The 22,347-nt window shown below is 70.4% G+C and carries 21 protein-coding genes; 10 read left to right on the top strand and 11 right to left on the bottom strand.

The features are described from left to right. The first annotated feature begins 83 nt into the window (after positions 1-83). The 4 genes from D7Y04_RS37125 (at position 84) to D7Y04_RS37110 (ending at position 5,059) form a co-directional block, all read left to right on the top strand. On the top strand, positions 84-2,516 hold the full coding sequence (locus D7Y04_RS37125) for an isoamylase (protein ID WP_121762390.1): 2,433 nt from the start codon (positions 84-86) through the stop codon (positions 2,514-2,516). A 133-nt stretch (positions 2,517-2,649) separates the two neighbouring features. After that, complete coding sequence (locus tag D7Y04_RS37120; RefSeq protein WP_121762389.1) at positions 2,650-3,858, top strand: S9 family peptidase; 1,209 nt, start codon at positions 2,650-2,652, stop codon at positions 3,856-3,858. A 23-nt stretch (positions 3,859-3,881) separates the two neighbouring features. Continuing rightward, positions 3,882-4,544, top strand: coding sequence for a pentapeptide repeat-containing protein (locus D7Y04_RS37115; RefSeq protein ID WP_121762388.1), 663 nt, complete (start codon positions 3,882-3,884; stop codon positions 4,542-4,544). Continuing rightward, positions 4,541-5,059 carry a hypothetical protein gene (locus D7Y04_RS37110; RefSeq protein ID WP_121762387.1) on the top strand — a complete coding sequence of 173 codons (519 nt, stop codon included), beginning with the start codon at positions 4,541-4,543 and terminating at the stop codon, positions 5,057-5,059. Before D7Y04_RS37115 ends, D7Y04_RS37110 begins: the two co-directional genes overlap by 4 nt. Here D7Y04_RS37110 and D7Y04_RS37105 read toward each other — a convergent pair. Genes D7Y04_RS37105 through modA form a run of 4 tightly spaced genes read right to left on the bottom strand, consistent with a single transcriptional unit; the run spans position 5,056 to position 8,236 of the window. Further along, positions 5,056-5,604: a hypothetical protein gene (locus D7Y04_RS37105; RefSeq protein ID WP_199749793.1), complete on the bottom strand. Its 549-nt coding sequence runs from the start codon at positions 5,602-5,604 to the stop codon at positions 5,056-5,058. The genes D7Y04_RS37110 and D7Y04_RS37105 overlap by 4 nt on opposite strands. A gap of 30 nt (positions 5,605-5,634) precedes the next feature. Next, entirely contained in the window at positions 5,635-6,726 is a 1,092-nt protein-coding gene (gene modC / locus D7Y04_RS37100) for a molybdenum ABC transporter ATP-binding protein (protein ID WP_121762449.1), read from the bottom strand. Next, on the bottom strand, positions 6,726-7,403 hold the full coding sequence (gene modB / locus D7Y04_RS37095; RefSeq protein WP_120594495.1) for a molybdate ABC transporter permease subunit: 678 nt from the start codon (positions 7,401-7,403) through the stop codon (positions 6,726-6,728). Before modB ends, modC begins: the two co-directional genes overlap by 1 nt. Continuing rightward, positions 7,403-8,236 carry a molybdate ABC transporter substrate-binding protein gene (modA, locus tag D7Y04_RS37090; RefSeq protein WP_121762386.1) on the bottom strand — a complete coding sequence of 278 codons (834 nt, stop codon included), beginning with the start codon at positions 8,234-8,236 and terminating at the stop codon, positions 7,403-7,405. Before modA ends, modB begins: the two co-directional genes overlap by 1 nt. Positions 8,237-8,381: 145 nt before the next feature. Here modA and D7Y04_RS37085 point away from each other — a divergent pair, with 145 nt between their 5' ends. Beyond that, positions 8,382-8,825, top strand: coding sequence for a MarR family winged helix-turn-helix transcriptional regulator (locus D7Y04_RS37085; protein ID WP_233601761.1), 444 nt, complete (start codon positions 8,382-8,384; stop codon positions 8,823-8,825). Positions 8,826-8,830: 5 nt separating this feature from the next. Here D7Y04_RS37085 and D7Y04_RS37080 read toward each other — a convergent pair whose 3' ends face one another. After that, positions 8,831-9,463: a YdcF family protein gene (locus tag D7Y04_RS37080; RefSeq protein ID WP_121762384.1), complete on the bottom strand. Its 633-nt coding sequence runs from the start codon at positions 9,461-9,463 to the stop codon at positions 8,831-8,833. Positions 9,464-9,683: 220 nt separating this feature from the next. Here D7Y04_RS37080 and D7Y04_RS37075 point away from each other — a divergent pair, with 220 nt between their 5' ends. Further along, the gene (locus D7Y04_RS37075; protein ID WP_120600288.1) at positions 9,684-10,247 is read left to right on the top strand and encodes a hypothetical protein; all 564 of its coding nucleotides are present in this window, start codon (positions 9,684-9,686) and stop codon (positions 10,245-10,247) included. Positions 10,248-10,250: 3 nt separating this feature from the next. Here D7Y04_RS37075 and D7Y04_RS37070 read toward each other — a convergent pair whose 3' ends face one another. The 3 genes from D7Y04_RS37070 to D7Y04_RS37060 form a co-directional block, all read right to left on the bottom strand. After that, positions 10,251-11,150 carry an endonuclease/exonuclease/phosphatase family protein gene (locus D7Y04_RS37070; protein WP_121762383.1) on the bottom strand — a complete coding sequence of 300 codons (900 nt, stop codon included), beginning with the start codon at positions 11,148-11,150 and terminating at the stop codon, positions 10,251-10,253. 90 nt (positions 11,151-11,240) lie between these two features. Beyond that, positions 11,241-11,873, bottom strand: a complete 633-nt coding sequence (locus tag D7Y04_RS37065; RefSeq protein ID WP_120599260.1) for an MXAN_6652 family MXYO-CTERM-anchored protein — start codon at positions 11,871-11,873, stop codon at positions 11,241-11,243. Between the two features lie 115 nt (positions 11,874-11,988). After that, complete coding sequence (locus tag D7Y04_RS37060) at positions 11,989-12,684, bottom strand: DUF4336 domain-containing protein (RefSeq protein ID WP_120599261.1); 696 nt, start codon at positions 12,682-12,684, stop codon at positions 11,989-11,991. Between the two features lie 127 nt (positions 12,685-12,811). Here D7Y04_RS37060 and proS point away from each other — a divergent pair, with 127 nt between their 5' ends. Next, positions 12,812-14,245: a proline--tRNA ligase gene (gene proS / locus D7Y04_RS37055; protein ID WP_120599262.1), complete on the top strand. Its 1,434-nt coding sequence runs from the start codon at positions 12,812-12,814 to the stop codon at positions 14,243-14,245. Between the two features lie 70 nt (positions 14,246-14,315). Here the strand turns inward: proS and D7Y04_RS37050 are convergent, their stop codons facing one another. Next, positions 14,316-15,557, bottom strand: a complete 1,242-nt coding sequence (locus D7Y04_RS37050) for an adenylate/guanylate cyclase domain-containing protein (RefSeq protein WP_121762382.1) — start codon at positions 15,555-15,557, stop codon at positions 14,316-14,318. A 70-nt stretch (positions 15,558-15,627) separates the two neighbouring features. Between D7Y04_RS37050 and D7Y04_RS37045 the strand changes: the two genes are divergently transcribed. Together D7Y04_RS37045 and thpR are read left to right on the top strand one after the other, a co-directional pair. Beyond that, the gene (locus D7Y04_RS37045; protein ID WP_120599264.1) at positions 15,628-16,173 is read left to right on the top strand and encodes a metal-dependent hydrolase; all 546 of its coding nucleotides are present in this window, start codon (positions 15,628-15,630) and stop codon (positions 16,171-16,173) included. Positions 16,174-16,188: 15 nt separating this feature from the next. After that, positions 16,189-16,740 carry an RNA 2',3'-cyclic phosphodiesterase gene (gene thpR, locus D7Y04_RS37040; protein WP_121762381.1) on the top strand — a complete coding sequence of 184 codons (552 nt, stop codon included), beginning with the start codon at positions 16,189-16,191 and terminating at the stop codon, positions 16,738-16,740. On the opposite strand, the gene D7Y04_RS37035 is transcribed toward thpR, so the two are convergent. Beyond that, the gene (locus tag D7Y04_RS37035) at positions 16,737-18,932 is read right to left on the bottom strand and encodes a PhnD/SsuA/transferrin family substrate-binding protein (protein ID WP_121762380.1); all 2,196 of its coding nucleotides are present in this window, start codon (positions 18,930-18,932) and stop codon (positions 16,737-16,739) included. The two genes, thpR and D7Y04_RS37035, sit on opposite strands and share 4 nt — an antisense overlap. A gap of 262 nt (positions 18,933-19,194) precedes the next feature. Here D7Y04_RS37035 and D7Y04_RS37030 point away from each other — a divergent pair, with 262 nt between their 5' ends. Further along, entirely contained in the window at positions 19,195-19,848 is a 654-nt protein-coding gene (locus D7Y04_RS37030; protein WP_233601751.1) for a YiiX/YebB-like N1pC/P60 family cysteine hydrolase, read from the top strand. Here D7Y04_RS37030 and D7Y04_RS37025 read toward each other — a convergent pair. Further along, the gene (locus tag D7Y04_RS37025; RefSeq protein WP_233601750.1) at positions 19,845-22,265 is read right to left on the bottom strand and encodes a sialidase family protein; all 2,421 of its coding nucleotides are present in this window, start codon (positions 22,263-22,265) and stop codon (positions 19,845-19,847) included. The two genes, D7Y04_RS37030 and D7Y04_RS37025, sit on opposite strands and share 4 nt — an antisense overlap. Positions 22,266-22,347 lie beyond the last annotated feature (82 nt).

The raw sequence follows: 22,347 nt of genomic DNA, 5'->3' as shown, positions 1-22,347 counted from the left end.
AACCGGACGGGCCCCGGGTAGTCGCGGGCCCGGTGGCCTTGCAGCGGTCGTGACCCTCGCTTGCCGCGTCTGGAGCCACATCCATGATGACCCCTCCCCGTCGTCACCGCCGGAGCCCTTGGCTCACGCGGTGGCATCCCCTCGTCGCCGTGGGCTTCGCCTCGGCGCTGGTCTCCTGCGCCTCCCCGGAAACACCCGCCGAAGCCCCCGCTCCCGCCGCGCCCGCCGTGGAGGACACCGCGCAGCGTGAGCAGGAGCTGCTCTCCTGGACGCTGGGCGCGAAGTACGACGCCACGCAGGCCAACATCAACTTCAACGTGTACTCGTCGCGCGCCACGCGCATCGAGGTGTGGATCTACAAGACGGCGCAGGGGGCGCAGGAGGCCGTGAGCTACGTGATGACGAAGAACGCGACGACCAACGTCTGGTCCAAGTCCGTCTCCGTCGCCACGCTGAAGAACAGCTACGGCGTCACCGGCACCGTCTATTACGGCTACCGCGCGTGGGGCCCCAACTGGAAGGACAACTCCGGCTGGAGCAAGACGAACAACACGGCAGGCTTCGTCGCGGACGTGGACTCCGCAGGCAACCGCTTCAACCCGAACAAGCTCCTGTGGGACCCGTACGCGCTGGAGCTGTCGCACGACCCGGTGAACCCCAGCAACGCGGACGGCACGGTGTTCGCGTCCGGTCCGTTGCACCGCTACAAGGACAGCGGCCCGTTCGCGCCCAAGGGCATCGTGCTCGCGCCGAACACCACGTCCACCGGCACCAAGCCCACGCGCGCCTTCAAGGACGACATCGTCTATGAGGTGCACCTGCGCGGCCTGACGAAGCAGGACACCGGCTCCGGGCTGGATGCCGCCTGCCTGGGCACCTACAAGACCGCGGGCCAGAAGGCCGCGCAGCTGGCGTCGCTGGGCGTGACGGCGGTGGAGTTCCTGCCGCTGCATGAGACGGACAACGGCAACAACGACACGGTCGCGAGCACGGCGGGCGACAACTACTGGGGTTACATGAACCTCAGCTACTTCGCGCCGGACCGCCGCTACGCGTGCGACCAGACGCCCGGCGGCCCCACGCGCGAGTTCAAGACCATGGTGAAGGCGTTCCACGACGCCGGCATCAAGGTGCTGGTGGACGTGGTCTACAACCACACCGGCGAGGGCGGCGGTTGGATCAACGGCGACTCCAGCACGTACAACGTCATGTCGTACCGGGGCCTGGACAACCCCACGTACTACAGCCTGACGAAGAACATGCAGTTCAACTGGGACAACACGGGCGTGGGCGGCAACTTCAACACGTTCAATCCCACGGCCCGCAACGTCATCCTGCATTCGCTGTCGTACTGGAAGGACACGCTGGGCGTGGACGGCTTCCGGTTCGACCTGGCGTCGGTGCTGGGCAACATCTACGAGCACGAGACGGACACGCACAGCGGCTACGAGTACAACCGCGACAACGCGAACACGGCGCTCAATCAAATCACCACGCAGCTGGATCCGCGTCCGGAGGCGGGCGGCGCGGGCACGGACTTCATCGCGGAGCCGTGGGCCATTGGCGGCAATTCCTACCAGGTGGGCAACTTCCCGGCGAAGTGGCGGGAGTGGAACGGCGCGTTCCGCGACACCTTCCGCAAGGACCAGAACCAGCTGGGCGTGGAGAACATCAAGCCGTCGGACCTGGCCACGCGCTTCGCGGGCTCGTCGGACCTGTACTCGGATGACGGCCGCAAGCCGGCGGCGTCCGTGAACTTCATGGTGGCCCACGACGGCCTCACCCTGAAGGACATCTACTCGTGCAACAGCAAGGACAACGGCCAGGCGTGGCCCTTCGGCCCGTCTGACGGCGGCGAGGACAACAACCACAGCTGGGACCACGGCGGCAACGCGGCGCTCCAGCGCCAGGCGGCGCGCAACGGCATGGCGTTCATGATGATGAGCGCGGGCGTGCCCATGCTGACGGGCGGCGACGAGTTCCTGCGCACGCAGTACTGCAACAACAACGTGTACAACCTGGACTCGGACAAGAACTGGCTGAACTACGCGTGGACCACGGACCAGTCCAACTTCCGCACGTTCACCCAGAACCTCATCGCGTTCCGCAAGGCGCACCCCGCGCTGCGTCCGGCGGAGTTCTACAAGACGAACGACAACAACGGGAACGTGATGGAGCAGCACCGCTGGTTCAAGCCGGATGGCTTCGTTCCGGACGCGGCCTACTTCAATGACCCGAGCCAGCATGCGCTGGCCTACCGCATCGACGCGACGGAGTTCGGTGAGACGGCGGTGAACGCCATCTACGTCGCGTACAACGGCTGGTCCGCCAACGTGAACTTCCTGCTGCCGTGGCCGGGCAACGGCAAGCAGTGGTACCGCGTGACAGACACCTGCTCGTGGGCCGAGGGCGCGAACCAGGTGGTGCTCAACCCGGGCAGCACGAACCTGATTGGCGGCGAGGCCACGAGCTACGGCCTGTGCGGCCGCGGCGTGCTGGTGCTGGTGGCCAAGTAGCGTGAAGGCCGTGGAGGGCCCGGCGCTCCCTGGGGGCCGGGCCCTTCGCGTTGGAGTGGGCGAGGAGGCAAACGCTGGCGGGCCGTGATGCCCGTGGCGGGCCCCGCCGGGGACGGAGCGCCATCCTCCCGGCATGGAACGCCACTTCAAGGATGGACGGTTCGAGTTCGCCCGCCTGGGATTGCTGGGCGCCGCGTACCGGGGGCTCTCCGACGCGGGAGAGGTCCTCGTCACGCTGGATGGGATTCCGGACGGGGACCGTGAGGCGTGGGTGCGGGAGTTCACCGCCCTGGCTGAACGGCTGGAGCGCCAGGCCCACGCCAGCGCCGCGGACGGGCACCGCGCCAGTGCACGCTCGGCGTTCCTGCGCGCGAGCACCTACTTCCATGAAGCTTCCGCCTGCGCGCCCGGCACCTCGCGGCCGGAGCGATTTCGCGCGCTGTGGCTGCGGCACCGGGACTGCTGGGACCACGCGGCCGCGCTGTTCGAGCCGCCCGTCGAGCGGGTCTCCATTCCCTACGAAGGCATGTCGCTGGAGGGGTACTTCTTCCGGCCAGCGAATGGACACGTCCGGCCGAGGCCCACCCTCATCATGAACAACGGCAGCGACGGGCCGGTGACGTCGATGTGGAAGGACGGTGGCGCGGCGGCGGTGGAGCGCGGCTGGAACGCGCTGACCTTCGACGGGCCAGGCCAGGGCGCGGCGCTGCACCGGCAGGGGCTGCCCTTCCGCGCGGACTGGGAGCGCGTGGTGACGCCGGTGATGGACTGGCTGCTCACGCGCGCGGAGGTGGATCCCCAGCGCATCGCGCTGCTCGGCGTCAGTCAGGCGGGCTACCAGGTGCCTCGCGCGGTGGCGTTCGAGCACCGCGTGGCGGCGGCGGTCGCGGATCCCGGCGTGATGCGGGTGGGGGATTCGTGGCGCGAGCACCTGCCTCCGGAGATGACTCGGCTGCTGGATGCCGGAGAGAAGGAGACCTTCGATGCGTCCATGGCCGAGGGACTGAAGGACTTCCCCGCCGAGCGGGCGGAGCTCCAGTGGCGCATGGCGCCCTATGGAACGCGCTCGCCCTTCGACGCGTACAAGGCAGCGGAGGCGATGCACCTGGACGCGGAGATACTTGCGCGCGTGGGTTGTCCAATGCTCATTACTTCGCCGGACCATGAGCAGTTCTGGCCGGGCCAGTCCGAGGAGCTGCACGCCGCGCTGAAGGGCTCCACGCTGCTGCGCTTCACGGAGTCAGAGGGCGCCAGCTGGCACTGCGAGCCCGCGGCGCCAGCACTGCGGGACGAGCGCGTCTTCGACTGGCTGGAGCGGACGCTGCACACCGCGCACGCGTGACGGCGGGCCGGTATAAGGCCGCCATGGCCCAGGACGACAGCGCGGTGGTGAAGCGGCTCCAGCAGGAGGACTCGTTCGAGAAGGAGACGTTCGAGGGGTTGGACCTCCAGCACGTCGACCTGGGTGACAAGGAGTTCTACCGGTGCACCTTCGTGAACTGCGAGCTGCAGGAGAGCCGGTGGAAGGAAGCGCTGCTGGAGGCGTGCATGTTCCAGGGCTGCAACCTGACGCGCGCGAACTTCAACGCCATCCGGCTGAGGGACGTGCGCTTCGAGGGCTCGAAGCTGATGGGCATCGACTGGACGGGCGTGGCGGCGAACCCAGAGGCGAACTTCGAGGAGTGCGCCATGCCCTACAGCTCGTTCGTGGGGCTGAGCCTGCGCCAGACGTCCTTTGTGCGCTGTGTGGCGCGGGAAGCGAACTTCTTCGACATGGACCTGACGGACGCGGACTTCACCGGCGCGGACCTCACCGGCAGCAACTTCCGCGGCTGCACGCTGACCCGGACGGACTTCTCCGGGGCCACGGGCCTGGTGCTGGACCCCGCGCGCAACAAGATGAAGGACACGCGCATCCCGCAGGACACGGCGATGTCCGTGGTGCATGAGCTGGGCATGCGCGTGGAGGGCTACCACGCGAAGCCGGCGGGGCGTGGGGGAGCGAAGAAGACGGGAGCGAAGCGGTGAGGGATGGCACTCCGTTCGACCCGGTCGCCGTCGCGCGGATCGCGGTGATGGTGAGGACGGGGCGCATCGGGCTCCAGCGGATCATCGCCTGGGCGGATGCGTGGGTGACGAAGCTGGACGCCCCACCGCTCTGGCTGCTGGAGCTGTGCACGGTGCCCGGGATCGATAGGGCGCACGGGTTGCTCCTCGACATGCCGGGCCTTGCGCAGTCGGACACCGTCGAGGAGCGGGACGTGGAGGACGCGGACCACCTGGCGAGCCTGTTCCTTCGCCACCGTGACGGGTCCATCGCCTGGGGTGACTTCCTCCTGCGGGCAGGCGAGTACCTGGATGGCAAGAGTGGCCACCGGCAGTGCGAGGAGTTCTACATGCAGCTGAACCTGCTGGAGCGCATGGGGTTTCCAGAAGACCTGGTGCAGGCCCAGCGCGAGGACATCGAGCGCAGCCTCGTGGATGCGCTGGAGCGGATGGAGGCCTCCCACCGGCGGTTCGAGGCGGAAGCGCGCGGGGACTAGGAGGCCCGTCCCTCATCGTCCACGACCACGCGTCTTCGCGGGGCGACGTTCCAGAGGGCCGGCAGGTCCGCGTCACAGAAGGCACAGACGAACCACCCTTCCTTCACCAGGTTGAGTTCGCCGCATTGCGTGCACCGCCTGAACAGGATGGCGTGGGTGAAGCCCGGGGGACCGGGAATGCCAGCCCTGGCCAGGGCGTGAAAGACCGCGGCCCAGCAGTCGGTGTCCGGGCAGTAGCCCGTCGATTGATTCGAGACGCCCGCGACGGCCCACCCCATCGCTGTTCGTTGGAAGTCGAGTTCGCCCGCCGCCAACACGTCCTGGCCTCCCGCGCACGCGACATGTTCCGACCGGCGTGGCGCCAATCGCAGGCAGCCGGTGAGGTCCACGACCCAGGTCGCGCCCTCCTGGATGGCATCCGGATGGTCCTGGAGCCAGCGGTCGAGATCCTCGCGAGCTCGGATGGAAGCGCCGGACGGGTGTGCCGTCACGGCACGGCGGATCTCCTCGGGTCCGACATAGGTGTAGGCGTTCAGCTCCAGCACGGTTCCTCCTGTGAAGGCGACCGTGAGACGTCAGGTCGCGTCCGGACCGGACATCCGAACGCCCTGGAGCAGGCGGCGGCAGGCGGAGGACTTCACCGCGAGGTACACGCGCAGGCCCGGTGCGATGTGCAGCTCGCGCACGGCGGCATGCGTGAGGCGGACCACCCAGCGCACGCCCGTGACGTCCACGTGGGTCGCGCACTCCCCTGCCCCCGCGTCCTCCAGCTTCGTCACCATGCCTTCGAGCACGTTGCGCGCGGAGACGCCGCTCAGCGGTCCGGTGGACAGGAGGATGTCCTCGGCGGGAATGGCATAGGCGGCACGGGTGCCCTGGGGCAGCTCCGGAGCATCTGGCACCCAGAGGGACAGGCCGTCCGTGACTCGCAGCCGCGTGCCTCCGGATTCGGGATGCTCCAACGTGCCTTCGAGGATGTTCTCCTCGGGCTCACCGGTGAGCAGTCCTCGCGCCACGGTGCCCAGCACCGTGTCCGCCGGGCCCACTGCCTTCACCGCGCCGCCGTCCAACAGGAGGGCCTCTCGGGCCAGGACCCGTGCTTCACCGAGCTGATGGGTGACGTAGAGCAGGGGCACCCGGGCTTCGTCGCGCACTCGCAGCAGGTACGGCAGCACGCGCTCCTTCAACGCGACGTCCAGCGCGGCCAGGGGTTCATCCAGCAGCAGCAGTGCCGGGTCGGTGGCGAGCGCCCGCGCCAGGGCGACCCGCTGCTTCTCACCACCGGACAGCGTCACGGGGTAGCGGTGCAGCAGCGGCTCCAGTTCCAGGAGGTGCACGGCTTCGTCCACGCGTGACGGCCGTCCGGCGCGCACTCCGAAGCGCACGTTCTGTCCGGCGGTGAGGTGCGGGAAGAGCAACGCATCCTGCGGCACGTAGCCCATGCGGCGCGCTTCGGGCGGCATGTCGATGCCCGCAGCCGTGTCGAGCAGCACGCGGTCATCCACCACGACGCGCCCCGTGGCGCCTCGCCGCAGGCCCGCGAGCACCTCCAGCAGTGACGTCTTCCCGGAGCCCGAGCGCCCCAACACCGCTACCGACGCGGACGTGAAGCGCGCTTCGACCTCCAGCGTGAAGCGCGCCAGGGGCAGCCTGAGTGACAGCTCCATCACGCGAGCCCCCGCGCTCCGCGCCGCCGCGTCACCACTTCCGTCACGTACATGGCCCCGAACGCGAGCACCACCGATACGCCCGCGAGCTTCAGCGCCTCCGCGTCCTGCCCCACCTGCGTGCGCTGGAAGATGGCCAGGGACAACGTCTGAGTGCTGCCTGGGATGTTGCCCGCCACCAGCACCGTCGCGCCGAACTCACCCAACGCCCGTGAGAACGCGAGCAGCGCGCCGGTGAGCACCCCGCGCCACGCCAGCGGCAACGTCACCCGGAAGAAGGCCCGCGTGCGCGTGTCGCCCAGCGTGCGCGCCACCGCCACCAGCCGGGGATCCACTTCCTCGAAGCCCGCGCGCGCGGAGCGTACCAGCAGCGGGAACGACATCACCGCGCTGGCCAGCACCACCGCCTTTGGCGTGAACACCACCTCCACGCCCAGCGCATCCAGCATCCGTCCCAGCGTCGAGTCCCGCGCGAGCAGCTCCAGCAACACCAGGCCCACCGCCGTCGGAGGCAGCACGAGCGGCAGCGCCAACAGCGTCTCCACCACGCCGCGCCCAGGGCCCTTCCAGCGCGCGAGCGCGTACGCCGCCGCCACGCCCGGAACCAGGATGAGCGCCGTGGACAGGGCCGCCACCGCCACCGTGAACAGCACCAGCCCTGTCAGTCCTTCGCCCATCACGGCGCGGGATGCCCCTTGCCCGCGTCTGGTGACTTCGAGCCGCTCGGCGCAGTACCCGTCACTCCCGCGTCCGGCGCCGCCTTCGCCGCGCTCGCGTCCAGGAAGCCCAGCCGGCGGAACTCCTTCCGCGCCTCTTCCGTCTGGAGGAAGCGCACGAACGCGAGCCCTCCCTTCGGCGCCTTGCCCTGCGTCAGCGCCGCCGCTGGATACACGATGCGCGGCGCATCCCCCTCCGGCACCGTGAACACCACCCGGACCTTCTTCGAGCCCGCCGCGTCCGTCGCGTACACCACGCCCGCGTCCGCCCTCCCCGCCTCCACCGCCGCCAGCGCGGCCCGCACATCCACCGCCGGCACCACGCGCGGCGCCACGTCCGCCCACACGCCCGCCTTCGTCAGCCACGCCTTCGCGTACACACCCGCCGGCACCGCCGCCGGCTCCGCCAGCACCACCCGCTTGAGCCCCTTCAGGTCCGCTGGTCCGGCGACCTTCACCGCCGACTTCGCCGGCACCACCACCACCAGCCGGTTGGACAGCAGGTCCACCCGCGAGCCCGCCTGCACGAGCCCTGCCCGGTCGACCCCGTCCATCTTCGCCTCGTCCGCGGAGAGGAACGCATCCGCCGGGGCCCCCGCCACCACCTGACGTGCCAGGTCACTGGACGCCCCGAAGGCGAACCGCACCCGGTGCCCCGATGCCTGCTGGAACGCGGGCGCCAGCGCCTCGAGCGCGTCCGTCGTGCTCGCCGCCGCGAACACCAGCACCTCCTCCGCCCGCGCCGACGACACCGTCACCCACACCAGCAGCAACCCCCACCACGCACGCCGCATCGTCCGCTCCTCCCCGCCCCCGGCCCCGCGCCGGACGCAGTCTTGAGCCTACAAGTTGACCCGCAGGCACCCCGCCGCTAATGAATACTCTGTGTCACGGAATATCCATAAAGAGGATGAAGCGCTCTCGAAGGACGTCGACCGGATGCAGGAGTTGATGTTCGCGCTGGGCCGTCGCCGTTCACTCCGTGATCCCATCGCCAGCACCTGCGAGCAGCTCCAGTTCACGCCGCCCCAGGTGCATGCCCTGCTGTGGCTGGGCCTGGACGACTCGCTCACCATGGGCGAGCTGGCCAAGCGACTGGGCGTCACCGAAAAGACCGTCACGGGCGTCGTGGACCGCCTGGAGCGCGAAGGCCACCTCGTCCGCGAACGCGGGGACACCGACCGGCGCATCGTGCGATGCCGCCTCACTGACAAGGGCAAGCAGACCTTCGCCAAGCTCGACCGCTCCATGCACCGCGCGATGGGCGTGGTGATGGGCATGCTCGACCCTGACGACCGCCAGGCCCTCTTCCGCGTCCTGGAGAAGGTGCTCAGCAAGATGGATGCGCCCGCGCCCACGCCGGACACCGCGTCGGGGACCTGAAGCCCTCAGCGCCCGCCCGGCGACCGCGCCCACAGGAGGCGTGGGTGCAGGAGCAGCGCGAACGCCTCCCGCACCGTCCAGTACGCCCGGTCCCACCCGCGCATCCGCCCGGCGATGGGGGCGGGACTCGTGGCCACCTCCAGGCCCTCGCGCCGGAAGCACTGCCTGGCGCGCAGCAGGTGATACGGGTCGGAGACCACCACCACCCGGCGCGCCCCCCGCTCGCGCAGCACGCGCGCGCTGAACCGCGCGTTGGCTTCCGTGGAGTGGCTGTCCTCCTCCAGCACGCACGCGGACGCGGGCACGCCCGCCGCCACCGCCAGCTCGCGCATCACCCGCGCCTCGGACGGCGGATGGGCGCCCACGCCTCCGGACAACAGCAGCCACGGCGCCACGCCCCGGCGATACAGCGCCACCGCGTGCTCCATGCGCGCCACCAGCGCGCCGGACGGCACACCTCCCGGCAACACCCGCGCGCCCAGCACCACCAGCACGTCCGCGTCCGTCACACGTTCGTGACGGCCAAAGCGGTCCACCCACCAGGCCAGCCCGAACACGCCGCCCGTGAGCACGCCCGCGCACAGGAGCACCGCCCGGCGCGCACGTCCGGGTCTGGGAAGAAGGGCAAGGGGACGCACCGCCGAGAACCTAGTCCTGCACCGGACATCCCGCGGCCCCGCGAACACCTTCAGCGCGGCAGTGTGTCCGCGATAACAGGTTTCACGGTGTGGGTTGGACGAACGACCGGGTGAATTGTCGCGATGCGTATCGCCCGAGAGTGGGTCTCAAGACACAATGCGCAAGATGACCCGGCCGGGGTCCGAGACGAACCCGGAGCGGCCGGTGGGAGGCATACGGATGGATGTCAAAGGCGTCGCATTCCTGGCACGGCAGACCATGGCGATGCAGGCCTTCGGCGAACCGGCATGGAAGGCCTTCCTCGCGGAGCAGGCGAAGCGGGACCCCATCTTCGGGCAGCTCATCATGCCCGTCTCACGCATCCCGGCGGACGCCTTCCTGCGCTTCAACGAGGCCATGACCCAGCGGTTCTACGGCGGTGACACCAAGGCCTACTGGCAATACGGCATCAAGTCCGCCGAGTACGCGCTCAGCCAGGGCCAGCTCAAGACGATGTTCGGCAAGGACGACTTCCGCCGCTTCGCCCTGTTCACCCCCGGCATCTGGAAGGGCTACTTCACGGAAGGCGAACTGACCGCCCAGCTGCAGGGCGACACCGTGGAGCTGCGCATCACCGGCGTGCCCCGGCCGCACATCTACTTCGAGCTCGCGGTGATGGGCTTCGCCTCCGGGGGCCTCGCGTACCTGAGCGGCCGCAAGGAGATCCACCACGAGGTGATGAAGGGCTTCAGCAAAGGGGACATGGAGGTCCTCTACCGCTTCACCCTGCCCACCCCGGCTTGAGCCTCAGGGCGCCGCGGCGGCCGAGGCCGTGCCCGCGGGCGCGGCCGGAGCCACCACGACGGGAGCCTGCGCGGGAGCCAGCCGCAGATCCGCCACCACGGGGTAGTGGTCGGACACGCCCACGTGCAGCACGCGCGTGGACACCGGCGTGAACGCGCCGCACGCCATCACGTAGTCGATGCGCAGGGACTTCAGGAACAGCGGCATCGGGTAGGTGCCCGTCCCGTCGGAGCGGGTGACGCGCGCCACGTCCTGGAGCTGGCGGCGCAACAGCCGCACCGGGCGCGAGTCCGGGTCGTCGTTCAAGTCCCCCATCAGGAGCCGGGGCCGCGTGTCCTTGGCCAGCAGCTGCGAGATGAAGACGCTCTGGCGCACGCGCGCCGCGCCGTTGAAGGGCCGGCGGATGAGGTGCGTGGCGTAGACGCTCACCTCGCGCCCGTCCACGTCCAGCACGGCGTGCGCCAGCGTGCGCGGCTCCGCCCCACTGGGCGTGGGCAGCGGGTACTGCGCCAGGGACGCCAGCGGATAGCGAGACAGGAGCGCGATGCCGTACGCGCCGCCGTACAGCTGCGTGGTGCCAAAGTGCGCGCGGTACTTCAGGCCGGTGAGCGCGGACAGCCGCTCCACCTGGTCCTGGCCGTGCGCTCGCGTGGAGCCCACGTCCACCTCCTGCAGCGCGACGACGTCCGGGCCCTCCTGGCGGATGACCTCCGCCACCTGCTCCAACCCCTTGAGGCCGGACTGGATGTTGAAGGTCATCACCCGCAGGGCGCCCGGGTCGCGCTTGGGGGCGGCGGCGACGGGGGTGGTGCCCGAGGAGAGGGTGGGACGCACGGCGGGACCGGAGGCACAGGCCAGCGATCCCGCGACGAACAGGGCGGTAAGGAGGGGGCTCGTTCGCATCAAGGGGGGCGATGGTAGGCCGCCCGCCCTCGCGCTGTCGTCCCGCCCCCCGAGGCCCGGCCGGAGGGCAGGCGGGCGTGAAGCCCGGGCTCAGCCCTGGCGGGACTGACGGCGGCGGCGCGCGGCCAGCGCCACGAACACCGCGATGAGCGCCGCGGGGGCGCCGCTGGTGGCCACCGAGCAGCCGCCCTCGTCCTTCGTGTCGTCCGGCGTGACGGGGTCGCTGCCGCCGGTGACGACGACGTCCAGCGTGGCGTTGGCGTGCGCGTCCCCGCCCTGGTTGTTGTCGCCGTTCACGGAGTTGCCGGCGGCGAACACCTTGTAGGTGCCGTTGGTGGCCGGGGCCACCAGGGAGAAGTCGAAGCGCGCCGCGCCGTTGGCGAAGGCCTTGGGCAGCGAGTGCGTGAGCTCACCGCTCATCAGCTTCGTGCCCGAGCCCGCGGTCAGCGTCGCGCCGTCCACGGCCACGTTCATGCCCGCCTTCACGCCGGGGCCGCCGGTGATGGTCAGCGAGTACTGGCCCGTCTGGCCCGCCGTCAGCGCCGTGGGCCCCTCCAGCGTCACCGTGGGGGTGCCCGAACCGCCGCTGTGGCAGCCGGACGCGGTGCAGGACAGGCCGCTCTGCTTGCCGCTGCGCCCGTTGATGCCGGTGGAGTTGGCGAACGCGGAGCCCGCGACAAGGCACACCGCGACCGCGCCCACGGACCGAAGAAAGGACCGCATGGAATGAACCTCCTGGGGGGAACTCAGGAAAGAGGAGGTTCCCTTGTAGCGCGGCGCGGCGTGAAGCGCAGCAGGCGACACTCCCCTGTGACGCGGAGGCGGGGTGTACCGCGACCTACAGCCGGGAGAAGGCGTCGTGGAGAGCCTTCTGGCCGCCGTGCTCCAGCACCTGGCCGTGGCAGACGACGACGCGCTCCACGTCCCACTTCATCACACGCTGGAGCGAGGCCCGCACGGCCTCCGGGTCCTTGGTGAACAGGCGCAGGAAGCGCGGGGCGGCGAACCGGCCCAGGACGCCGTCCAGCCACAGGTACGCGCGCAGCTTGAAGCCCTCCGAGTGCGCGTAGTGGAAGGCCAGGTCGGTGACGAGCGCGGTGCGGGACGGGCGGTGGAAGAAGAGGAACTCGTTGAGCTGGGGCATGCCCCGCACGTTCATCTGCTCCATCACCGGGGCCCAGGCGGGGTCGGGGGTGTCCTCCAGCTCCAGGTCGATTCGCAGCGCCGGCTGCTTCGCGCGCAGCCCCTTGGGCGCCACCACGCGGGCGTCCGGGAAGGCCGCGGCCCAGTCCGGCAGGTGCAGGTGGTGGAAGAGGTTGGGGGCGACGAGGAAGCGCACGGGGCCCAGGGCCGCCACGGCGGCTCTCCGCTCCGGCGTGAAGGCGACGGGCGAGTGCACCCACAGTCCGCCGTCCGGCAGGCGGAGGACCGTCATCCGGCCCCCCACGGGGACGCCGAAGAGGGAGAAGGGGGCGTCGAACACGTGGACGTCCTCGGTGAGCTGGCGGGGCGCGGCGTCAGGGGGCGTGGGCATGGCAGGTCGTTTTCCAAGCACGGACGGCGTTCAGGGGACGAGTCCGGCCTGTGTCCGGCGTTGATTTCCGGAACATCCCATCGTACGCAGCCTCCCACTTTCCATCCCCTAGCAAGGTGCCCAGCACATGGCCGAGAAGCTCACGCCCCGCGAGAAGGGCTTTTCCGAGTGGTACGTCGACCTGGTCCAGAAGGCGAAGCTCGCCGACTACTCGGACGTGAAGGGCTGCATGGTCATCCGCCCCAACGGCTACGCGCTGTGGGAGAACATCCAGCGGGTGATGGACAAGATGTTCAAGGACACGGGCGTGAAGAACGCCTACTTCCCGCTGCTCATCCCGGAGAGCTACCTCAAGAAGGAAGCCGAGCACGTGGAGGGCTTCAACCCGCAGCTGGCGGTCGTCACGCACGCGGGCGGCCAGAAGCTGGAGGAGCCGCTGGTCATCCGGCCCACGTCCGAGACCATCATCAACCGCAGCTTCTCCAAGTGGATCCAGAGCTACCGGGACCTGCCCCTGCTGGTGAACCAGTGGGCCAACGTGATGCGCTGGGAGATGCGCACGCGCCTGTTCCTGCGCACCACGGAGTTCCTCTGGCAGGAAGGCCACACCTGCCATGAGACGGAGGCGGACGCGGAGGAGCGCACGCTGCAGATGCTGGAGGTCTACCGCACGTTCGCGGAGGACTACATGGCCATGCCCGTGCTGCCGGGGCGCAAGTCGGAGTCGGAGAAGTTCGCCGGCGCGCTGCGCACGTACAGCATCGAAGCCATGATGCAGGACAAGAAGGCGCTCCAGGCGGGCACCAGCCACAACCTGGGCCAGAACTTCGCCAAGGCCTTCGACACCACGTTCCAGGGCCGCGACGGCCGCGTGCACCACGTGTGGCAGACGTCGTGGGGTTCCTCCACGCGCCTCATCGGCGGGCTCATCCTCACGCACTCGGATGACGCGGGCCTCATCGTGCCGCCGAAGATCGCCGCCACGCACGTGGTCATCATCCCCATCGTGGGCAAGGCGACGGACGTGGAGAAGACGCAGGTGATGGAGAAGTCGCACGCGCTGGCCGCGGACCTGCGCAAGGCGGGCCTGGGCGTGGTGGTGGACGACGACGAGAGCAAGGGTCCGGGCTTCAAGTACAACGAGCACGAGCTCATCGGCACGTGTCTGCGCATCGAGCTGGGGCCCAAGGACCTGGCCAAGGGCTCGTGCGTGATGGTGCGCCGCGACCTGCGCCAGAAGGAGTTCGTGCCGCTGGACGAGGCCGCCGCCAAGGCCCAGGTGATGCTGGACCAGATGCAGAAGGACCTGTTCCAGAAGGCGAAGGACTTCCGCGACTCGCACACCTTCGAGGTCAACTCCTACGAGGAGATGAAGGCGAAGGCGGAGGACGGCTTCCTGCTGGCGCACTGGGACGGCGACCCGAAGACGGAGGCGCGCATCAAGGAGGAGACGGGCCTCACCACCCGCTGCCGCCCGTTCAGCCTCAAGCAGGAGCCGGGCAAGTGCGTGATGACCGGCAACCCGTCGCAGGGCCGCATCGTGTTCTCCAAGGCGTACTGAGCACGCGCTGACGTGTGCAGCACTCGCGGGGCTGGGAGGCGACTCCCGGCCCCGTTGTCATTTCAGCGCGTCAGCTGGCGGCGAGCAGGCCGCGCTTCTTCGGCAGGAAGGTGGCCACCGGCTCCGGCTTGCCCGCGACGGGCAGCGGGGCGGCGGCCTCGAAGTCGAAGCTGTCCAGACAGCGCTCGCGCGTGGCGTGGGAGACGAGCACCGCGGCGCCGACCTTCTTCGTCAGGCCTTCGATGCGGCTGGCCAGGTTCACCGCGTCGCCGATGACGGTGTACTCGCGGCGCTGTTCGCTGCCCACCGCGCCCACCACCACGCGGCCGGTGTGCACGCCCACGCCGATGTTGAGAGGGAATTCGCCCCGCGCGGCGCGCTCCTGGTTGAGCGTGTCCAGCGCCTCCAGCATGGCCAGCGCGCACGACACGGCGGCGGCCGGGTGGCCGGGTTGGTCCAGGGGCGCGCCGAAGTACGCGAGGATGCCGTCGCCCATGAACTTGTCGAGCGTGCCGCCGTGGCGGAACACCACCTCCACCATGCGCGACAGGTACTCGTTGAGCAGCGCCACCACCTGGGGGCTGTCCATCCGGTCCGACAGCGTGGTGAAGCCGCGGATGTCGGAGACGAGCAGCGTCACCTCGCGGTGCTCGCCGGCCTCCCCGTCCGTGCCCTTCTCCGAGATGCGCCGCGCGACCTCCGGGGAGAAGAAGCGGCCCAGCCGTTCGCGCTGCATCTCCTCGCGCACCACGTCCGTGACGAGCCCCATCACCGTGCGGCTGATGAAGAAGGCCACCGACGACGCGAGCACCATCACCAGCACCAGTCCGGGCAGGAACTGGGACGCGGGCAGCCCCGCGCCCAGCGTCAGCATGGCCACCGCCACGATGCCCAGCGCCGTGGCCGCCGCGACGATGAGCCGCGACAGCGTCACCATGGACACGATGACCACCAGCACCAGGTACACGCCCATGGTGAGCAGCGCGATGGCCACGCCGTTGGCGGAGCCCCGGATGGACCACTCCTGCAGGAAGTAGATGAGCGGCATGTCCAGCAGCGCCACGCCCAGAGCCGGCCGCCGCAGCAGGTCCGGCGCCCGGCGCGCGCACGCCCACAGCAGGACGGCCAGCGCGATGTAGCCCGCGAGCACGCCGCGAGACACGTTCCACTCATCCAGCACGGCCAGCGCCAGCCACGCCGCCGTCGCGCCCACGCGCGTCACATTGAGCCAGGAGCCGACGTCCGCGCGCCATTCGTCCAGGCGCCTTCGCAGGGTGGACTCGACACGAAAGCGAGAAAGCAGGAACCGCATGTATCAACGGAGGCTACCCCACGAACGGGACCCTCTCCAGGCGGGGTCCCCGTGCGTTAGGGTCCGGCGAATGGCGAGCATCGGGCACGTAGCGGTGGGCATGGCGCTGGGGCGTTACGAGACGGGGTCGGGTGCACCCTGGCGGCGGCGGGTGGCGGTGATGGCGTTCCTGTCCCTGCTCGCCCTGCTGCCGGACGCGGACGTGGTGGCGTTCGCGCTGCGCATCCCCTACGCGGCGACGTGGGGACACCGCGGTGCGTCGCACTCGTTCGTCTTCGCGGCGGGGGTCGCACTCGCGGTGGCGGCGCTGGCTCGGTGGAAGGGAGAGTCCGCCACGCGCTGGGGCCTGCTGACGCTCGCGGCGGTGGCCAGCCACGGCATCCTGGACACGCTCACGGACGGCGGGCTGGGCGCGGCCCTCTTCTGGCCCTTCTCCAACGCGCGCGTCTTCGCCCCGGTGCGTCCGCTGCCGGTGGCGCCCATTGGCGCGGGCATGCTGTCCGCGCGAGGCCTGTACGTGAGCGGCGTGGAGTTCCTCGTGTTCCTGCCCGCATGGATCTACGCGCTGTGGCCCCGGAAGAAGGCGCGCGCGGCGGGGAGCGTCCAGGTTCCCTGAAGGAGGTCTTTCACGATGCGCCTGTTCACCGCCGTGACGCTGGGAGAGACCCTCACCGCCGAGACCGAGCGGGGCATCGAGCGACTGCGCGCTCTCGCACCGGACGCGAAGTGGGTGCGGCCGGAGGGCGTGCACCTGACGCTGCTCTTCCTGGGGGACGTGGACGACAGCCGCCTGCCGGAGCTGCGCGACGCGCTGGAGCCGGTGGGGCTGTATCACTCGCCGTTCGTGCTGTCGGTGGCGGGCGGAGGGGCGTTCGGACCGCCAGCCCACCCGCGCGTGCTCTGGGCGGACGTGCGCGGGGACACCTCCGCGCTGAAGGCGCTCCAGGCGGACGTGGCGCGAGCGCTGGAGCCCCTGGGCTTCACGTCCGAGCACGGCGAGTACATCGCGCACCTGACGCTGGCCCGGGCCCGGCCACCGCGCGGAGACCCGGCGCTGGCGGCGTGCGCGCGCGAGCTACAGAGCGCGGCCTGGGGTGAGGGGCGCGTGGACCGGCTGGTGCTGTTCGAGAGCACGCGCGGCCACTACGTGCCCCGGGTGGAAGTGATGCTGGAGCGCGACTAGCAGGCGCGCAGGCCTTCCGCCACGGGCACCGCCGCCGGCAGGGTGACGGTGAGCAGCGTGCCCCGGCCCTCGCGGCTCTCCGCGCGCAGCGTGCCGCCCAGGCCGGTGACGATGGTGTGGCTTACGGACAGGCCCAGGCCGGTGCTGTTGGGGCGCGCGGTGGCAAAGGGCTCGAAGATGTGCGCGAGCGCGTCCTGGGACAGGCCCTTGCCGGAGTCCTGCACCTCCACCACCACCTCGCCGTCCTCGCTGGTGTAGGCCGCCACGCGCAGCACGTTGTGCGCGGCGTCCTGGGTGTCCATCTGCTGCAGGCCGTTGAGCAGCAGGTTGAGGAAGAGCTGGGTGAGGCGCGCCTCGTCCGCGTCCACCGTGGGCATGTCGTGGAAGTCCCGCTCCAGCCGCGCGCGGTGCTGCAACTCGCCGCGCAGCAGCTTGAGCGCGTTCTCCAGCACCGGCTGCACGGCCACGCGGGCGCGGTGCTCCGGCGGCTTGCGCGACAGCGTGCGCAGGTCCTGCACGATGTGCTTGAGCCGGGTGGCGCCCTCCACCGTCTCGCTCAGCGCATCCAGCATGTCCGTCAGGTCCTCGCGCGGCACGGCCTTGCCGTCCAGCAGCGGCTGCTTCAGGCGGTCCATCTCCTCGCGGATGAACGACAGGTTCGCCAGCACGAAGGCCAGCGGGTTGTTCATCTCATGGCCCACCGCTGCCGCGAGCGAGCCCAGCGCGGACAGCCGGTCCGCCTGGAACAACCGCGCCTCCATCTGCTTGCGCAGCGTCACGTCGCGCGCGAACACGCGCAGGCCCGGCGGGTCCCACAGCTGCGCGACGGTGAGTTCCCAGTAGCGCCCGTCCAGGTGCACCGTGGGCGCGGGCTCTCCCGGGGGCGCGCCACGCCACGCCCAGATGACCGCCGCCTTCACCAGCGGGTGCTCGGCGCCCATCTCCACCAGGTCCTGGAACGCCGCGTGGGTGGCGGGGTTCGCGTACCGCAGCTCCCCGTCCATGCCCAGCTCCAGCAGCGGCTCCGGGTGCAGCAGCGGGAACGACGCCAGCCGGTATAGCGGATCCTCCAGCGCGCGCAGGCCGCTGACGTCGCGCACCAGCAGGCCCAGCCGCACGCCCGTGTCCCCGGGCGAGGGCTCGCAGGGCGTGATTTCCGCCGCGTAGACGCGCTCGTCGCCGTTCACGGTGAGCCGGTACTCCAGCCGCCCGTCGGAGCCGCCCTGGAGGACGACCTGGAGCAGGGACATGAGGGGCTTGCTCGCGGCGGTGCCCAGGACCTCCTCCAGCATGCGCCCCTCCCCGCCGCGCATGTCGCGTCCGAAGGCACGGCCGGACGGGGACCACAGCCGCAGGCACCGGCCTTCCGCGTCCAGTTCCCCGGCCACGTACTCGGCGACCCCCGTGGGACGCGGGCCGGACGCGGGCGCGTCCAGGCCGGGAGACCGAACGAAGGTCTCCACCCGGAAGGGGCCCATGAGCATCTCCAGGCCCGCGCCGTCGGTGTTCATCCGGGTGAGGACGGAGATGAGCGCCTGCGCGTCCGCCTCCGGCATCCGCTTGGTGAGGATGAGGCCGTCGGCGAGCGTGGGGATGGTGAACAGGAATGGCGTGAGCCGCGGTGCGTCCGCGCCCAGGTACGTCGTCAGCGTGGCGCGCATCGCGTGCGCGTCCTTGTGGTTGCAGAAGACCGCGCACAGGTCCGACTCGCCGCGCAGCACCGCGTCCAGCGCCTTGCGATAGGTGCCCAGGAAGCGCTGCTCTGAGAAGAGCGTGTCCGGGCGCAGGCCCAGCGACTCCAGGTGGCGCACCGGCAACAGGTGCCCGCCGGTGGAGCGCGGCGCCACCCACGCCACGCGCTTGCCCGCCAGCGTCTCCAGCGTCAGCGGCTCGTCCGAGCGGCAGATGAAGGCCGCGTGGTAGTAGCAGCTGCCGGAGCGCACCGCGCGCAGCACCGCGCGGGCCTGCGGCTCGAAGGCGTTGCACTGCTCGGCGGTGCCCCAGGCCATCTCCACCCGGCCTGAAGCGAGCTCCGCCTCCAGGTGCTCGTAGGTGGGCGACATGGACATCACCACCGGGCGGCCCATCCGCTCCGACAGCGCCCGCGCGAACAGCTCCACGCGCACGTGCTCCCGTACCTCGCCGAGGGACGGATAGAGCAGGCAACGGATGGGCGCGTTCGATGCGGTCACGACGAATTCCTCCGATGAGCCCCCTCTTCCGCGCGCCCGGATTGCCGGCTCGCGAGTGCTCGCTAGTTACCTGAAAATTTCCGGCAATGCCACACTATTCTTGAATCGCTGTAATAAGTAGATTCCCCAGGTTTACCATGTTCCGACCCAGGGTCGAAAGCGACTTCCGCATACCAGGGGTGAACTTTCGCTCTGAAACGGCTGGCACCGGGGCTGCACTGGGGGTGGGTGGACGGGTGCAACCCATGGAAGGGACGGGCGGATGCGCTGGATCGTAAGGGGGATGTGGCTGCTGGCCCTCGTGCTGGTGGGGGCGACGTGGCTGGTGGGCCGCGGGACGCATGCGGCGCCGCGCGAGGCGGAGGGCGTGGCGGCGAAGGTGCGGACCGGGGACGTGGTGTTCCAGACGTCGGGATCACGCCAGTCGAAGGCCATCCAGGTGGCCACGCACAGCCCGCTGTCGCACGTGGGGCTGGTGGAGGTGACGCCGGACGGAACGTTCGTGGTGGAGGCCGTGCAGCCGGTGAAGCGCACCCCGTTCGCGAAGTGGAAGGCGCGCGGGGTGAAGGGGCGGCTCCTGGTGATGCGTCCGCAGGGGGTGGATGACGCGGCGAAGGCGCGGGCGGTGGAGGAGGCGAAGCGTCACCTGGGCAAGCCGTACGACGCGCTCTTCGGGTGGGGAGACGAGGCGATGTACTGCTCGGAGCTGGTGCGCAAGGCGTACGCGGCGGGCGCGGGCGTGGAGTACGGGAAGATGGAGCGGCTGGGCGACCTGGACGTCGCGGGGCTGCAGCGTGAAATCGCGGAGCGCTACCGCGGCCCGGTGCCGGTGGACCTGGAGCTGGTGACGCCCGCGAGCCTGGCGGCGGATGCCCGGCTCGCGGTTGTCTATTCGGATTTCCCGCGGGCGCCCTAGCGCTTCACGCGCAGGACCTGGAACCCCTTCCCTCCGGTCCCGAAGCCCTTCAGGTTCTCCGCCCGAACCACCAGGTCGCCGCCGGGCAGCACGCCCCAGACCTCCGCGCGGGCCAGGACGCCGCTGGTGGCCCGCTCGTATCTCCGGGCCTCCGTCCACGCCACGCCGTCCGTGCTGGTGAAGAGCCGCGCGTAGAGGTCCGACGCGGGCTGCACGTCGCCCACGTCCGCCCTCGCCGTTCCCATCACGAAGCCGCCTCCCATCAGCGCATCCACCGAGTACGCCGGCCCCGGCAACGTCATCAGCGCGTCCACACGTCCGCTTGCGTACACGCGCAGGAGCTTCGGGTGCTCGGGCTCATAGAGCGTGGACTGCCCCAGCAGCAGCTCTCCTCCAGGCAACACCGTGCCCGTCACCGCGTTGGCCGCGTAGCCGCCCATCACCTTCGTCCAGGTGCGGCCCCCGTCCGTCGAGCGCACCACCGCCGCTTGCGCGCTGCTGCTCCCGAACGTGGCCCACAGCACGCTGCGCGTCGCGTCCGCGTACAGCGCCGTGCCGTGCCGGTGGTCCTGGAACGTCGCTCGCGTGGCCCACGTCGCTCCGCCGTCCGTGCTCGCCCACAGCCGCAGCGGCGTGTTCCCGGAGGTGAACGTCTGGTACTCCAGGAAGAACACCGTGCTGCCCAGCTCCGCGAAGCTCGCGGGCGACATCGCGCGGTAGCTCCCCAGCGAGGCCACGTCCGCCCACGTGCGCCCGCCATCGGTGGAGCGCTCCAGGTGGTAGCTGCCACTGCGGCTCATCTGCGCCAGCAGCGTCCCGTCCTTGAGCGCCGCCATCACCCAGAACGACGCGCCGCCCACGCCCTGCCCTCTCGCGCTGAAGGTGCGCCCGCCGTCCGTGCTCGCCCACAGCTTTGAACGGCTCCCGTCCAGCGCCAGCGCGTACACCGTGCCCGCGCCGTCCACGGCCAGCACCTCGTGCGTGGTGTTCGTGAACACCGGCTCCAGCGTCACCGGCCCCTGCGTCCCGGCATCCACCGGCGGTGTCCCCGCGTCCACGCCGGCATCCGTACCCGAGCCGGCATCCGGCGTCCCCGCATCCACGCCGCCATCCGCGGTGCCCGAGCCTGCGTCGCTCGAACCCGCATCCGGCGTTCCCGCGTCCACGCCGCCATCCGGGGTGCCCGAGCCCGCATCCGGCGTCCCGCCGTCCTGGCCGGAACCGCCGCCTCCTTCCGGCTGCCGTGCCAGCGCCACGCGCATCACCCGGCCGCTGGAGTTCGCGTCCACCGAGTCGCCGTAGAAGCACGGCACCTCCGTGACGCTGTCCGGCAGCACGTCCAGGGTGCTCAGGTAGCCCTTGAAGCTCGTGCGCGAATCCAGCGTCACCGGGTCGCTGAACACGCCGTTGCGCAGCACCCGCACGCGGATCTCGTAATCCGTCGCCGTCTGGAAGTGATTGTAGAAGACATACAGCGCGTCCCCAATGCGTGTCACCGCGGGCTGCAACGCCCAGTCCGGCGTCCCCTCCACCAGGATGCGCGAACCGAACGACGTCCCGTCGAAGCGCCGGTAGTACAGCCGCTCCGTCTCGTCCTTGTAGACCAGGTGGATGCCGCCCTTGCCGTCCTCCACCGCGCTCAACGCCGCGCCGTGGTAGATGCCGTCGGAGAACGCGTCCCGCTGCGGCCCCCACGTGTCCAGCGGATCCGCGGCGTCACGCACCCGCAGCCGCGTGGGCTCGAAGCCGTCGTGCATGGCCCAGAAGAAGACGAGCTTGGACCCCACGCTGAGCAGCCGTCCCCCGCCCCGCTTCCGCGTGCGGCCCAGGTCCGGCTGTTTCTGGAAGCTCGTGCCCCCGTCCGTGGACACCGCCACCACCGCCGTGGAGCCGCCGTCCGACTCCAGCCGGAACGCCTGCACCCACAGCCGCCCCTTCGAGTCCCGCGCCAACAGCGCCCGCGAATACGCCGTCGAACTGTCCGCGTTGAACACCCGCACCGCCGGCTCCGGCGTCCAGGTGTCCTGCGCCACGTCGTAGCGCCACCACTGGAAGTACACGTCGTGCCGCGATGACGCCGCCAGTGAAGGGCCTTCGTACGCGTAGACCATCGCCACGTCGCGCCCCACCGCGACCAGCTCCGCCCGGTCGTGGTGCGACGCATCCGGCTGGATTTCCGCCAGCTTGGAGAAGCCCTGGAACCCGTCCTCGGAACGGAACAGGTTCAGCCCCTCGCCCTCCGCCCCCTGCTGCTGGATGGCCAGGAGCCACGTGGGCGCATGCCCATTGCCTGTCTCAATCCGCACCGAGTGCCGATGCGCCGGCAGCGTCAGGGCATTGCCCCCGCCGGCCGGCACCATGGGCACTCCTCCCGCCGCCACCACCGTGGTCAGCAGGGCCCCCACCCAGGACATCATGTGTTTTCGCGCCCCCTGTCGTATCCCCTGCCGAAAGGTAGGGATGACAGACCCGGGGGCAATCCGGCGGAGGCGGACCTGA

The sequence above is a fragment of the Corallococcus sp. AB038B genome (assembly GCF_003668955.1).
GTDB classification, from domain to species: Bacteria; Myxococcota; Myxococcia; order Myxococcales; family Myxococcaceae; genus Corallococcus; species Corallococcus exiguus.
The sequence above is the reverse complement of the archived record's forward strand: the minus strand, read 5'-3'. Positions and strand labels throughout refer to the sequence as shown.